The following is a 13,174-nucleotide window of genomic DNA, read 5'->3' as shown; positions in this document are numbered from 1 at the left end:
GTTCTATGTAAAATCGTAAAATCCTTCTAAACATTCAAACTTTTATTTTATTAAAAATATAAATTTTTCAGCCAAATCACTTATTTTTCCTTATTTTTTCATTTTTTGATCTAACCTATAGATAAACGAAAATATTTCTGCTACAGTATCGTATAACGCTTCAGGGATCTCCTCATCAAGTGTTAAATGGCGCATGAGTTCGACTAAATTACGGTCTTCTTGGATAGGAACTCCCGACTTTTTTGCTTCTTCAATAATATGGTCTGCCACATAGCCGCTCCCTGTTGCGACGACTTTTGGCGCCTTTTGTTTTTCTTCATCATAATGTAGAGCGACCGCCCTTCTAAGCGGTTTTGAATCCTTCATACTCGTAAGTCCAGCCCTTTCTCGCTGATTTTATGAAAGTGTTCATCTAGAAAGTGAGACGGATCTACTGGCTCTTGTCTCTTCTTTGCTGTAATTCCCGTTAGACTGTATCCTAAGGCATTTAAATTCTCCCGAACAGCTGGAATCATCGGATTAATGGTTCCTTGAAGTTCATGACCGGTTTCAACTGTAATTGACATGACCTTTTGCTGAATCGTACAGTCGATTAATGTCTCTTCGAGGTTTTCCATGTTTAAGTAAAACATGAGACGGCACTGAGAAATATCAATAGAGCCATCTTTTTTCTTATGTCCTTTTAGAATAAAGGTTAAATCTTGAACACTATGTTTTGAAAAGAGCGGATAAGAGACCATCATTTGGCTGATGGTTTGGTTCTCCTGCTGCACAAATAACTGGCCGTTCAATCTATGAAACAATTGATCGACTTCTTTTTTTACGGGCTCTGGTAAATCAGCCTGCCTCACATCATTTAAGACGAGCTTTAATTGGTGAAGCTCCTGACTTTTTACATCCTGGCTGCCTTTTTCGAGTAGTTTCAGCATACCGATTTCATCACGTACACCTATTGCCTTTTTCATCGTCATGAGTAAATCGAGTACATCGGTTTTATTGCTTAGTGCGGGTTCAGTCTGCTGTACCACCTGAGCCAATGCTTTCGCCTCTGTTTTTGACAGGAACGGAAATTCCTTTTGAAGCACGGATGCTTTTGCGTCAGGCTGAGATCCTGCCTGCTGAAGCCCTTGCAGCAATGACGTGAGCTGTTTTAAGCTAGGCTCTTGCTGCCCGTCTGCACCTTGCTTCGTCAAACTTGCCATTATCCGCTCAATTTGCTGAAGCGGGATTTGCAGCTCTTTTGGACTTGTTGACTGCTGCATGTTAGATTGAAGAACTTGTGTCGTCTGACGCTCTTGAGCGATTGGAGTTTGGCTATTTTCTTTTGGCTGAGTCAGATTGGGCTGAGGCGTTACAGGTAGACTTCCTCCTTGCTTCGCCGCCCCTTCTCTCGCTGCTAGAAGGACCGATAAGAGCTTTTCTGCATGGACAGTCGTCTCAGCATCTATGACTGATCGAACGGCTTGTGTGAGCGCCTGTGTGGCGTCTGAGTGCTTCGGGAGCTGTGTTAAGCGTTCTAGGAGCGCTGTCATATCCTGATGAAGAGCAGAGGATGATTTCACAGCTAAAATTGATTGCAGCACTCCTTCCTGGATCGGCAAGTCTTTCTTTAAAGCAAATAGGAGTGCTTGGAGACCTTTTTTCACATCAGCTCCTTGAAGCTGATCGATCCACTTCACTGCCGTTTTTAACTCTGCTTCGTTGATAAAGGATTTTTCTTTTAAAAAAGCTGTGGCTGTTAGGATGTTTTCAAGTCCATTTTTCAGTGAGAGACCTTCTAATAGTTTGGCAGCTGCATCCTTTAATGTCTTAGGATCTTGATCAAATTGCTGTACTGGCTTTAGTTTATTGAGGCTGTCTCCACCCTCTTGTTCAAATTGGAACCAATAAAATGCGTCTGCTTTGAGCTGAGCCGCTAGCTGTGCTTTTATTTTTGTTGAGCCTATTTGAACAAGGGCTGTATCATCTCCAAGCATTTTCAGTACTTTACCGAGAATCAGCCGATGCACATTTTCCTTTCCTTCGGTGTTTAATGGAACAGATTCTGCCGCACTTAACCGGCTATTCAGTGCTGTATGTATGTCCTCTACTCTTGTCATCACAGGCAGCCTCCTTAGGTCAAAAATTTATGATATAACGGATTTCACTGGTGCAAACGATAATCGATGGATTGGGACAGCTCCATGTGTTTGAATGGCAGCCAGGTGCTCTTTTGTTCCGTACCCTTTATGTTTTTCAAATTGATACTCAGGGTACTTACGCCCGTATTCCTCCATCATCTGATCCCTTGTCACCTTTGCAATACATGCACCTGCTGCGATAGACGCACTTTTTGCATCTCCTTTGATGATATTCTCCTGGTGAGTAGGAAGCGGGAGCGTCATGGCATCTATGAGTAGATAATCAGGTGTATGAGTTAACTGCTCCACAGCTCTCACCATCGCCAGTCTTGATGCCTCGTAAATATTGATTTCATCAATCGTAGCCGCATCAACAATGCCGATTCCGATATCAAGTGCTTCTTTTTGGATCAGGTCATAAAACGCCAATCTTTTTTTCTCAGATAATTGCTTTGAGTCGTTTAAACCGAGCAGGACTGTGTCTTCCTTTAATATGACAGCTGCTGCGACAACGGGGCCTGCCAGCGGTCCTCTTCCTGCTTCATCTATTCCGGCAATACATGTGTATCCCTGCGCCCTAGCTTTGTTTTCAAATTGCAGCATTTCATTCCATGCTGCATGAAGTTGCTGCTGCTTTTCTCTCTCTTTGTGCCACTTCTCTATCAGTTTTTGGACACTTTTTCTCGTATCATCTTTTACAAGCTCACGAATGTATGACTCGTCTTGCGAATGCTTTTCTATCAGTTCTTTTATTTGTTTCACTGTGTACATCAGCTTTTCGTCAGCCTCCTTCTTTATATCGGCAGTTTTCCGCAAAAAATAAAGACCCGCATGAGCTGCGTGTCTTTTAGCTTTCAGGCTTCTCAAAAGTGAGGGGACCAAATTTTTCTGTTCGAATATCCCGAATAATGATTTCGGTGGTCTTGTCATAATTAATGAATCCACCGCTCATAAGACAGCCGCGCTTTGTACCTATTGCATCAAACAGCTCAGCCGTATCTTCAGGGATCTCCGCTAGGTCATAGCGTTTTTTTAATCGCTCTGGATAGTTCTCTTCTAGAAAGCGCAGTCCATACACAGCGACATCCTGTAAGTTGATGATAGAATCTTTGATCGCTCCAGTCACCGCCAGCCTGAGTCCTACTTGCTCATCTTCAAACTTCGGCCAGAGGATTCCAGGTGTATCGAGCAGTTCCAATTCTTTCCCTACCTTCACCCATTGCTGTGAGGTGGTAATACCAGGACGGTCTCCTGTTTTGGCAATGTTCTTTTTCGCTAAACGATTGATTAAGGTCGATTTCCCAACGTTGGGAATCCCGATAATCAGCGCCCGGATTGCACGCGGTTTGACACCTTTTGCTTTCATGCGGTCGAATTTTTCTTTTAAGATTTCTTTTGAAGTTGTGATGATCTGATTTAACCCTTGTCCATCGACAGAGTTAATGGCAAGTGACCGAACGCCTTGCTGCTCAAAGTGCGCCTGCCACTCCTTTGTCATACGAGGATCAGCTTTATCTGCTTTGTTTAATAGCATGATTTTGGGTTTGTTCTGAAGGATTTCTTCGATCATTGGGTTTCTAGAGGACATCGGAATTCTTGCATCGGTTAATTCAAATACGATGTCGATGAGCTTTAATTTTTCTGTGACTTCACGTCTTGCTTTTGCCATATGGCCTGGAAACCATTGAATCGTCATATGTGCACCTTCTCTTCTATCGATTATCTCTATACATTATACAAAAAAAGAGCCTGTTACAGGTAACAAGCTCTTTCCTTTGATATCATTATCGTCTGATTTCTTTGATACGAGCCGCTTTACCGCGAAGTTCACGTAGGTAGTAAAGTTTCGCACGACGTACCTTACCGTGACGTACAACTTCGATGTTAGCGATTTTTGGTGTGTGTACAGGGAATGTACGCTCAACGCCTACACCGTAAGAGATCTTACGAACTGTGAAAGTTTCGCTGATTCCACCACCACGACGCTTAATTACAACACCTTCAAAGATCTGGATACGCTCACGAGTACCCTCGACAACTTTAACGTGTACACGTAAAGTGTCACCAGGACGGAACGCAGGAAGATCAGTGCGTAATTGTTCTTTTGTGATTTCTTCAATCAAATGTTGCATCGTTTTCAACTCCTTCCAACAGATGCTCATGTCCTCTTTCTTCATTGCAGCGGAACATCGTTTTCAAACTTGAATCGGCAAGCCGTCCAAGTCACAAGTAGTATCATACCATACCTCTATGCAGTGTGCAATACAATCTAGTCATTATGAAGCTGCCAAAGCCATCTTTTTTCTTCATCTGTTAACGTTTTGCATGAATCGATCAAATCTGGCCGTCTTGTATAGGTTCGCTTCAAGGATTCTTTGCGCCGCCACTCTTCAATTTTGGCATGATTTCCAGAGAGGAGCACATCCGGCACTTTTAGTCCTTTATAATCGGCTGGTCTTGTGTAGTGCGGGTGCTCTAGCAAACCTGTACTAAATGAATCTTCAATGTGAGACGCTTCTTTTCCAAGCACATGAGGCAAAAGCCTGACCACACTGTCTGCAATCATCATCGCTGGCAGCTCTCCGCCTGTGAGAACGAAATCTCCGATTGAGATTTCATCTGTGACAAGATGCTCCCTGATGCGCTCATCGTAGCCTTCATAATGGCCGCAAATGAACATAAGGTGTTCTTCTTTTGCAAGTTCCTCTGCCTTCTTTTGTGTATATCTTTCCCCTTGAGGACAGACAAGAATGACTCGGGGCTTCTTGCTTGCTTTCTTCGTCAAATCTTCTACCGCATCGAATACGGGCTGTGCTTTCAGTACCATACCAGCACCGCCGCCATACGGATAGTCATCCACTGTTTTATGCTTATGATCCGAATACTCTCTAAAATTGACAACATTGAATGAGACAGCTTCTTTCTCCTGTGCCTTTTTTAAGATCGATGAGTGAAGCACACCTTCGAACATTTCAGGAAAAAGCGTTAAGAAGTCGATTTTCATTCGTCAATGAGTCCTTCCATCACTTCAATGTGTACGGTTTTGGATGAGATATCGATCTTTTTGACGACAGATGGGATATAAGGAATCAGGGCATCTTTTTTGCCTTTTCTTCCAACCACCCAGACATCATTTGCCCCTGGTGTTAAAATCTCTTTGATTTGGCCGACAAGCTGATCCTCTTCATCGTATACTTCACAGCCAATGATTTGGTGGAAATAAAATTCTCCTTCGCCCAAAGACCCGAGATGTTCTTTTTCTACTTTTAAAATAGATTCTTTCAACTGCTCTGCTTCATTTAAGGAGCTAATTTCTTCAAATGTGAGCAAATCAAACTGTTTATGCTGCCTATGTGATGCGACAGTGACTTTCAGCGGCTCCCCTTGACCTTGCTTAAAAATATAAAGGACGCTTCCTTTTTTATAACGCTCTTCTGGGAAATCTGTCTTTGACACGACGCGTACTTCTCCGCGCACTCCGTGTGTATTGACAATCTTTCCAACATTCAACCATTCTCGTTCCATGTTCTCAATCACCCCTGACGTATTTCCACAATGGTGCCGTCTTTCACGACGATGACATTATCTTTCATCTTGTCATCCCATTTATCACCTATTTTCACTTCAACCAGCGCATCCACTTCTGTCTCTTTCATTTCACTTCCAAGCGGCAAAATATGCAGCTGCTCTACTTGAAAGTCAATTTGCCTGATCTTCTCCTGCCGTTTATCGATGGCTTTTTGAAATTGAGGGATGGCTTCTTGCTGATGTGGTTCTTTTTCATGTTTTTTTAGTTGAAAATATAGTTGATTGCATTCACGTTCTAGTCTTTCTTTTTTCTCCAAAAAAGTCGTTAACAGTTTGTCCTTACTGCTTTCAGTTAATACTTGCATGACGGTGACATGTTGAATGATCTGCATCTTCCTTTTTGTCCCCCTATCCGAAGGCATTTGTCCTCTACAGTATAACGAAAAATAGATTTAAACGTGTAAAAAAAGGGGAGGTCCTAAGCCCTCTCCCTTTTTAGTCAGCAATCTCAAGTTGAACTTTCTTAGAAGACTCTGCACTTGCTGCAAACATGACTGTTCGTATCGCTTTTGCTGTACGCCCCTGCTTTCCGATCACTTTTCCGGTATCTTCAGCATTGACAGACAATGTGTAAATCACTTGCTCATCTTTTTTTAATGAAGATACGTGAATATCTTCAGGGAAATCAACAAGTGGCTCGACGATGGACACAATCAATTCTTCCAAGGACAGCTCATTCATTATTTGCTGTTTTTCGCATTATGAAATTTTTCAAGAATTCCTTGGCTTGAGAAAAGATTGCGAACTGTATCAGATGGTTTCGCACCATTTTGAAGCCATTTAAGCGCTAATTCTTCGTTGATTTTCACCTCAGCTGGTGATAACACTGGATTGTATGTTCCAACTGTTTCGATGAAACGACCGTCACGTGGTGAACGAGAATCTGCTACAACAATACGATAGAAAGGAGATCTTTTTGATCCCATACGTTTTAAACGAATTTTTACTGCCATTTTACTAGCACCTCCGAAAATATTTCAACAAGATAGTATATTAACAATGATAAAAGGGTTTGTAAAGTGTTTTTTCTTAACAACGGTTTTATCATGTATAACCAATTACATAAATGGTAATTTAAAGCCTTTTTTCTTCCCTTTGGACATGTTGGTCATTTGCTTCATCATCTTTTTCATTTCGTCAAATTGCTTTAAAAGGCGATTGACTTCCTGTACAGATGTTCCGCTTCCTTTTGCAATCCGTTTTCTTCGGCTTGCATTAATGACCTCTGGCTGTTCTTTTTCTTCGGTCGTCATTGATTTAATGATCGCTTCGATGTGATTGAGCTGCTTTTCGTCTACTTGGACGTTTTTGAGCCCTTTCATTTTACCGGCTCCCGGCATCATTTGGATCAATTCATCAAGTGGACCCATATTACGAACTTGCCCAAGCTGCTCGAGGAAATCATCGAGCGTAAAGCTCATGGTCCGCATTTTTTGTTCAAGCTCTTTCGCTTTATCTTGGTCGACGTTTGCCTGTGCTTTTTCAATAAGTGTAAGCACATCTCCCATGCCAAGAATTCTTGATGCCATCCGCTCCGGGTGGAATGGTTCAATCGCATCAAGCTTTTCTCCTAGTGCGGCGAATTTAATCGGCGTATTGGTGACAGCTCGAATAGAAAGTGCTGCTCCGCCTCGTGTATCCCCGTCTAGTTTCGTTAGAACGACACCTGTCAAACCAAGCTGTTCATTAAAGCTTTTGGCTACATTGACAGCATCTTGACCTGTCATAGAGTCAACAACAAGGAAAATTTCTTCTGGATTGGCTACTTCTTTTACTTTCTGAAGTTCATCCATCAATTCTTCATCGATATGAAGGCGTCCTGCTGTATCTAAAATGACATAATCATGGTGTTCTTCTTTTGCTTTTTCGATTGCCTGTTTGGCAATGTCGACAGGACTGACTTGATCACCTAATGAAAACACAGGCATATCAAGCTGTTTTCCCAGCGTTTGAAGCTGCTGGATCGCTGCTGGTCTGTAAATATCTGCAGCCACCATCATCGGCTTGCGATTATGTTTTTTGCGAAGTAAATTGGCAAGCTTCCCAGTTGTGGTTGTTTTACCTGCCCCTTGAAGACCAACCATCATAATGACCGTCGGAGATTTTTTCGCTACAGCGATCTTACTCTCTTCCCCGCCCATTAATTCAGTGAGCTCTTCTTTTACAACTTTAATGACCTGTTGTCCAGGGGTAAGGCTTTTCATGACCTCTTGTCCAACTGCCCGCTCGCTTACTTTTTTCACAAAGTCTTTGACTACTTTAAAATTGACGTCAGCTTCAAGAAGGGCAAGGCGTACCTCGCGCATCATTTCTTTTACATCTTGTTCTGACACTTTTCCTTTGCCGCGGATTTTTGAGATCGTCTGCTGCAGTCGGTCGGCTAATCCTTCAAATGCCATACTGTGCCGCCTCCTAATCTAATTTCTCAAGCGATTCAATTAAAGCTTCTGCTTCTTCCGTCTGAGCGGAATCTGCTACAAGCTCTCTCATTTTTGTGAGAAGTTCTTTACGCTCTTTAAATTTCTTAAACAAGAGCAGCTTTTCTTCATATTGTTCAAGCATCGCTTCAGTCCGTTTAATATTATCATAAACAGCCTGTCTTGATACTTCATATTCATCCGCAATTTCACCGAGGGAAAAATCGTCTAGGTAGTAAAGCGACATGTAGCTCTTTTGCTTTGCGGTTAACAACGATTGATAGAAGTCAAACAAGTAGTTCATTCTCGTTGTTTTTTCAAGCGTCATGGGCTCTCTCCCCTTTGTTAAGTTCATTCCCTTTACATCAACTAAGTTTACACGGTTCTCTACTGTGTGTCAAGTTTTTATCTTGTCACTTCATGAAGCAGCGTATAAATAAAAATGCCAGCAGTTTTTGCCGGCATTTTTGTTAGTCCTCTTGATCAATGACGTCGGAGAATAATCCATACACATACGATTCTGCATCGAACTCTTGCAGATCGTCTACCTTTTCACCTAAACCGACAAGCTTCACGGGGATGTTCAGCTCATTTCGAATCGCGAGTACAATCCCGCCTTTTGCAGTACCGTCAAGCTTTGTTAAAGCAATCCCTGTCACATTCGTCGCTTTAGAAAATTCCTTCGCTTGAGCCATCGCATTTTGACCCGTTGTTGCATCAAGAGCGAGTAGCACTTCATGCGGTGCATCTGGAACCTCACGTTCAATGACTCTCTTGACCTTCTCCAGCTCTTTCATCAAGTTGACTTTGTTTTGCAGTCTTCCTGCTGTATCACAGATGAGAACATCTGCATTTTTCGCTTTTGCTGATTGAACGGCATCATAGATCACCGCTGCTGGGTCAGAGCCAGCCGTCTGTTTGACAACAGGGACACCTGAACGCTCTCCCCATACTTCAAGCTGCTCAATTGCACCGGCACGGAACGTATCACCTGCTGCTAAAATGACGGATTTCCCCTCATTTTTCAGCTTATTTGCAAGCTTGCCGATAGTCGTTGTTTTCCCAACGCCATTGACGCCTACAAATAAAATGATATTTAATCGTCCCTCTTCGATATTCAGCGCAGAGATTTGTTCCTCTCCGCTATTGTAGATTTCAACCAGTTTTTCGGAGATGACAGATTGTACTTCACTTGGGTCTTGAATGTTTCTTAGTTTCACTTCTTTTTTCAGCTCATCAATCAGTTCCATCACCGTTGTGAAACCGACATCCGCGCCGATCAGAACCTCTTCTAATTCTTCAAAAAAGTCTTCATCGACTTTACGGTAGCGAGAAATTAGTTCGTTTACTCTTCCTTGAAAGGAGTTTCTCGTTTTTTCAAGACCATCTTTAAACTTTTCTGATACTGAATCGGTTTGCTGCGTAAATTTTTCTTTTAATTTCTTAAAAAAGCTCATTTGGTTCAAAAACCTCCTTTAATTACTGGACAAGCTCTTTCGTTTCTTCTAGTTTGACGGATACAAGCTTTGAAACGCCTGACTCCTGCATCGTAACGCCGTAGAGCACATCTGCTTCTTCCATTGTTCCTTTACGGTGCGTAATGACAATGAACTGTGTTTCCTCGCTGTATTTCTTTAAATATTGTGCAAAGCGGAAAACATTTGCTTCATCAAGCGCCGCTTCTACCTCATCTAATACGCAGAATGGAACAGGTCTGACTTTTAAAATAGAGAATAGTAAAGCAATCGCTGTTAAGGCTCTCTCTCCGCCTGAAAGCAGGCTTAAGTTTTGCAGTTTTTTCCCTGGCGGCTGTGCGACAATATCAACGCCAGAGTTTAGTAAATCGTTTGGATCTGTCAGCTTAAGATCTGCTCTTCCGCCGCCAAATAATGCTTGGAAAACCGATTCGAAATGCCCGCGGATTTGCGAGAATGTTTCAGAGAAGCGCTTTGTCATCTCTTGATCCATTTCTTCGATGACTTGGAATAATGTATTTTTCGCTTCTGTCAGATCGTTTCGCTGTTCTGTTAAGAAGAGATAGCGTTCATTTACTCGCTCATACTCATCAATGCTGCCTAAGTTCACTGTTCCTAGCTCTTCAATGGCTAATTTGATCAGCTTCACTCGTTTTCTTGCTTCATCTGGCGATAATGTCAGATGATACATTTCTTTTGCCCCTTCAAACGAAAGAGCATACTCTTCGTTCAAATAAGCGATGAGGTTGTCGAGCTCAACTTCCATACGGCCAAGCTTAATCTCTTCATCTTTTAAGCTTGTGGTGAGCTGCTTGTAAAGGCGCTTTTGTTCTTTCAGTTCACGTTCAGCAAATTCTAACGTTTCAGAAAGAGCTAGACGCTGTTTACGCCGCTCTGAAATGAGTGTAGTTGTTTTGTTTTTATTTTCAAGCTTCTCTTTCGCTGCTTCTTCCAGCTGTTCTGCTCCGCTTGAGCTAGAGGTCATTTCACTTGTTAAGAGTGACAGATCTTCTTTTGTTTCCATCAGCGTTTGTTCAGCCTCTTCTAATTCGGCCATTAAGCTCGAAAGCTTTTCTTGTTCATTCGCTAAGGACTGCTCTTTTTTGGCAAGCGAAATTTTCAGCTCTGTTAATTCGGCAGAAATGGTTTCTTTCGTTGAGCTTTGAGTCTGCTTCCGCTTTGTTAATGTATTGATCTCTTGATCAAGGGTGGTCAGCTTCTCCCCTATAGAAACTTCAAGAGCTGCCTGCTTTTTGTCCTTATCCGTAAGTTCAGTAGAACGCTGCTGCAATTCTTCTTTTTCTTGATCATAGAGTTCAAGATGAGCATTAATATTTTTTTCTGCTACTTGCAGTTCGTATAGCTTTCCTTTGAGCTCTTGCTGCTTTTCTCGAAGCGTTTCTCCCCGCTGACGCAGTTCGTTTAATTGGCTTTCGTTTGTTGCAATCAATTGCTTCGTTTCTTTTGTTTCTTTTTCAAGGATCGTTGTTTTTTCTTCCATTTCAACGAGCTGCTTTGTTAATGTTTCGATCTCCCGGTTTCTTGAAAGAAGGGAGTTGTTCTTTTTCTTTACACCGCCACCGGTCATGGAACCGCCGGGGTTCACGACATCTCCATCAAGGGTCACGATGCGATACCGATGTCCAAGCATTTTTGCCAGTTCATTGGCGCCTTTTAAGTCTCTAACGATAAGAACCGTTCCAAGCAAGTTCTGTATGACCTTTTGATACTTTTCATCAAAGGAAACAAGGTGACTTGCTACACCGATAAATGCAGCATGCTGCTCAGCTGTTTGGACGTCCCTATGCTGAATGGTTCTTTCTTTGATCACATTCATTGGCAGGAAGGTCGCACGTCCAAAGGAATGCTGCTTTAAGTAACCAATTGCTTGTCGCGCTGCGGCTTCATTTTCTGTGACTACGTGCTGCGTTGCTGCGCCTAGCGCGATTTCTATCGCTGTCTCATGCTGCTGATCTGTTTGAATCAGCTCTGCAATGGCACCGTGAATACCGCCTAACCGCTCTTTTGCCTTTAAGACCTCTTTCACTCCTTGGAAAAAGCCTGAGAAGTCTTCCTGCATGGATTCTAGCATCTCTTTTTTTGATTTTGCCTGCTGCACATATTGATAGGCTTGGTAAAGAGCCGTTTCTTTTTTCTCGTATTGACGTTTCATTTGCTCAAGCTTTTGTTCCGCTTCCCTAAAACGCTTGACCTGAGCCAGAATGTCTTCTTCTAGTGCTGAAAGCTGCTGCTCAGCCTCTGTTTTCTTCTCTTTGACAGACACACGTTCTTCAATGTGTTTTTGGTTATTTTGCGTGAGCCGCTCCAGCTGCATGTTCGCTTGGCGCTGCTGTTCTTCTAATAATTTGCGTTCATTGCGGATAGAAGCCTGTTCATTGAGCAGATCAAAATAATCGCTTTTTAGCTGTTCAATTTGACCTTCCACATCTTCACTATGAAGCGACAGTTGATGCTGCTTTGTTTTCACTTCATCTTTTAGCTGCTGCACTTCTTTTTGAAGGCTGTCCCGCGTGATTTTCTGCTGCTGAATCTTTTCGGTTAACTGCGCCTGCTTTTCAGTTAAGCGAATGAGCGTTTCCTCTAGCTGTCCTTGGTTTGCTGCTGCATTTTTTTTCCGTTCTTTTAATACTTCTTTTTTCCCTTCAAGCTTTTCTAATTCCTCACTTGTGAAAAGAAGAACTTCTTGCAGGTCATTAATTGATTCGTCAAGCGCTTGAATGCGGTCTCTTGACTCTTCAATTTTGGCTTCTTTTGCTTGAATATCTGTGGACTGCTTCATTTCATTTTGTTTGAAGCGCTCGACAGCTTCACCAAGTGTTGTCCATTTTTCGTGAAGTGCTTCGATGTCATGGACAGTTAAGGCAATTTCGACATTTTCAAGCTCTTCTTTTTTTTGCAAATAGTCCTTTGCAATAGATGCCTGCATTCTTAATGGTTCTACTTGATCTTCTAGTTCATGCAGAATATCTTCTACTCGGTTTAAATTGTCCTGCGTTTCAAACAGTTTATTCTCGGCTTTTTTCTTTCTTGTTTTATATTTCAAAACACCAGCCGCTTCTTCAAAGATGCTTCTTCTCTCTTCTGCCTTACTTGATAGAATTTCCTCTACCTTTCCTTGGCTGATGATAGAGAAAGCTTCCTTTCCAAGACCTGAATCCATGAAAAGGTCAATAATATCCTTCAAGCGGACAGATTGATTGTTTATGAGAAATTCACTTTCTCCTGAACGATAGACTCTTCTTGTCACACTGACTTCGTGAAAATCGATCGGTAAAAAGTGATCTTCGTTATCTAATGTTAAAGTCACCTCTGCGAGATTGACTCTTTTTCTTGAGTCGCTTCCTGCAAAAATGATGTCTTCCATTTTTCCTCCGCGGAGGCTTTTCGCTGATTGTTCTCCAAGTACCCAGCGGATGGCATCGGTAATATTACTTTTGCCGCTTCCGTTTGGTCCAACAACAGCGGTGACCCCTTTGACAAAGTCCACGGTCACTCGCTGTGCAAAAGATTTGAATCCTATCACGTCTAAACGTTTGAGGAACATGAGAGTGAT

14 protein-coding genes are annotated in these 13,174 nt (G+C 42.3%); all 14 read right to left on the bottom strand.

The annotated features are described in order from the left end of the window. Window positions 1-90 precede the first annotated feature (90 nt). The 14 genes from C6W21_RS03340 to smc all read right to left on the bottom strand — a co-directional run bounded on the left by C6W21_RS03340 (window position 91) and on the right by smc (window position 13,165). Window positions 91-366 carry a FlhB-like flagellar biosynthesis protein gene (locus C6W21_RS03340; protein WP_003211418.1) on the bottom strand — a complete coding sequence of 92 codons (276 nt, stop codon included), beginning with the start codon at window positions 364-366 and terminating at the stop codon, window positions 91-93. Beyond that, on the bottom strand, window positions 363-2,099 hold the full coding sequence (locus C6W21_RS03335) for a glycosyltransferase (protein WP_106049303.1): 1,737 nt from the start codon (window positions 2,097-2,099) through the stop codon (window positions 363-365). The genes C6W21_RS03340 and C6W21_RS03335 overlap by 4 nt, the downstream gene beginning before the upstream one ends. 27 nt (window positions 2,100-2,126) lie before the next feature. Then, a complete protein-coding gene (locus C6W21_RS03330) occupies window positions 2,127-2,891 on the bottom strand; it encodes a ribonuclease HII (RefSeq protein WP_106049302.1) in 765 nt (254 codons plus the stop codon). Window positions 2,892-2,967: 76 nt separating this feature from the next. Then, on the bottom strand, window positions 2,968-3,816 hold the full coding sequence (ylqF, locus tag C6W21_RS03325) for a ribosome biogenesis GTPase YlqF (RefSeq protein WP_106049301.1): 849 nt from the start codon (window positions 3,814-3,816) through the stop codon (window positions 2,968-2,970). Window positions 3,817-3,904: 88 nt separating this feature from the next. After that, window positions 3,905-4,252, bottom strand: a complete 348-nt coding sequence (rplS, locus tag C6W21_RS03320; protein ID WP_003212364.1) for a 50S ribosomal protein L19 — start codon at window positions 4,250-4,252, stop codon at window positions 3,905-3,907. Window positions 4,253-4,389: 137 nt separating this feature from the next. Beyond that, window positions 4,390-5,124, bottom strand: a complete 735-nt coding sequence (trmD, locus tag C6W21_RS03315; RefSeq protein ID WP_034662403.1) for a tRNA (guanosine(37)-N1)-methyltransferase TrmD — start codon at window positions 5,122-5,124, stop codon at window positions 4,390-4,392. After that, complete coding sequence (rimM, locus tag C6W21_RS03310) at window positions 5,121-5,645, bottom strand: ribosome maturation factor RimM (RefSeq protein WP_106049300.1); 525 nt, start codon at window positions 5,643-5,645, stop codon at window positions 5,121-5,123. Before rimM ends, trmD begins: the two co-directional genes overlap by 4 nt. Window positions 5,646-5,653: 8 nt before the next feature. After that, complete coding sequence (locus C6W21_RS03305) at window positions 5,654-6,040, bottom strand: YlqD family protein (RefSeq protein WP_106049299.1); 387 nt, start codon at window positions 6,038-6,040, stop codon at window positions 5,654-5,656. Between the two features lie 103 nt (window positions 6,041-6,143). After that, complete coding sequence (locus tag C6W21_RS03300; RefSeq protein ID WP_106049298.1) at window positions 6,144-6,389, bottom strand: KH domain-containing protein; 246 nt, start codon at window positions 6,387-6,389, stop codon at window positions 6,144-6,146. Continuing rightward, window positions 6,389-6,661 carry a 30S ribosomal protein S16 gene (gene rpsP, locus C6W21_RS03295; RefSeq protein WP_003212139.1) on the bottom strand — a complete coding sequence of 91 codons (273 nt, stop codon included), beginning with the start codon at window positions 6,659-6,661 and terminating at the stop codon, window positions 6,389-6,391. The genes C6W21_RS03300 and rpsP overlap by 1 nt, the downstream gene beginning before the upstream one ends. A gap of 105 nt (window positions 6,662-6,766) precedes the next feature. Beyond that, window positions 6,767-8,107 carry a signal recognition particle protein gene (gene ffh / locus C6W21_RS03290; protein WP_034662408.1) on the bottom strand — a complete coding sequence of 447 codons (1,341 nt, stop codon included), beginning with the start codon at window positions 8,105-8,107 and terminating at the stop codon, window positions 6,767-6,769. 13 nt (window positions 8,108-8,120) lie between these two features. Further along, window positions 8,121-8,453, bottom strand: a complete 333-nt coding sequence (locus C6W21_RS03285; RefSeq protein WP_060699099.1) for a putative DNA-binding protein — start codon at window positions 8,451-8,453, stop codon at window positions 8,121-8,123. Between the two features lie 142 nt (window positions 8,454-8,595). Next, window positions 8,596-9,582: a signal recognition particle-docking protein FtsY gene (gene ftsY, locus C6W21_RS03280; protein WP_060596238.1), complete on the bottom strand. Its 987-nt coding sequence runs from the start codon at window positions 9,580-9,582 to the stop codon at window positions 8,596-8,598. 22 nt (window positions 9,583-9,604) lie between these two features. Next, window positions 9,605-13,165: a chromosome segregation protein SMC gene (smc, locus tag C6W21_RS03275; RefSeq protein ID WP_106049297.1), complete on the bottom strand. Its 3,561-nt coding sequence runs from the start codon at window positions 13,163-13,165 to the stop codon at window positions 9,605-9,607. Window positions 13,166-13,174 lie beyond the last annotated feature (9 nt).

It is taken from the genome of Bacillus sp. NMCN1 (genome assembly GCF_002998085.1).
In the GTDB taxonomy this organism is placed as follows: domain Bacteria; phylum Bacillota; class Bacilli; order Bacillales; family Bacillaceae; genus Bacillus.
The sequence above is the reverse complement of the archived record's forward strand: the minus strand, read 5'-3'. Positions and strand labels throughout refer to the sequence as shown.

What these genes read in the sequence shown, in the direction of transcription:
- C6W21_RS03340 (WP_003211418.1), bottom strand. Translation starts at nt 366, where the DNA reads ATGAAGGATTCAAAACCGCTTAGAAGGGCGGTCGCTCTACATTATGAT.
- C6W21_RS03335 (WP_106049303.1), bottom strand. Translation starts at nt 2,099, where the DNA reads ATGACAAGAGTAGAGGACATACATACAGCACTGAATAGCCGGTTAAGT.
- C6W21_RS03330 (WP_106049302.1), bottom strand. Translation starts at nt 2,891, where the DNA reads ATGTACACAGTGAAACAAATAAAAGAACTGATAGAAAAGCATTCGCAA.
- ylqF (WP_106049301.1), bottom strand. Translation starts at nt 3,816, where the DNA reads ATGACGATTCAATGGTTTCCAGGCCATATGGCAAAAGCAAGACGTGAA.
- rplS (WP_003212364.1), bottom strand. Translation starts at nt 4,252, where the DNA reads ATGCAACATTTGATTGAAGAAATCACAAAAGAACAATTACGCACTGAT.
- trmD (WP_034662403.1), bottom strand. Translation starts at nt 5,124, where the DNA reads ATGAAAATCGACTTCTTAACGCTTTTTCCTGAAATGTTCGAAGGTGTG.
- rimM (WP_106049300.1), bottom strand. Translation starts at nt 5,645, where the DNA reads ATGGAACGAGAATGGTTGAATGTTGGAAAGATTGTCAATACACACGGA.
- C6W21_RS03305 (WP_106049299.1), bottom strand. Translation starts at nt 6,040, where the DNA reads ATGCAGATCATTCAACATGTCACCGTCATGCAAGTATTAACTGAAAGC.
- C6W21_RS03300 (WP_106049298.1), bottom strand. Translation starts at nt 6,389, where the DNA reads ATGAATGAGCTGTCCTTGGAAGAATTGATTGTGTCCATCGTCGAGCCA.
- rpsP (WP_003212139.1), bottom strand. Translation starts at nt 6,661, where the DNA reads ATGGCAGTAAAAATTCGTTTAAAACGTATGGGATCAAAAAGATCTCCT.
- ffh (WP_034662408.1), bottom strand. Translation starts at nt 8,107, where the DNA reads ATGGCATTTGAAGGATTAGCCGACCGACTGCAGCAGACGATCTCAAAA.
- C6W21_RS03285 (WP_060699099.1), bottom strand. Translation starts at nt 8,453, where the DNA reads ATGACGCTTGAAAAAACAACGAGAATGAACTACTTGTTTGACTTCTAT.
- ftsY (WP_060596238.1), bottom strand. Translation starts at nt 9,582, where the DNA reads ATGAGCTTTTTTAAGAAATTAAAAGAAAAATTTACGCAGCAAACCGAT.
- smc (WP_106049297.1), bottom strand. Translation starts at nt 13,165, where the DNA reads ATGTTCCTCAAACGTTTAGACGTGATAGGATTCAAATCTTTTGCACAG.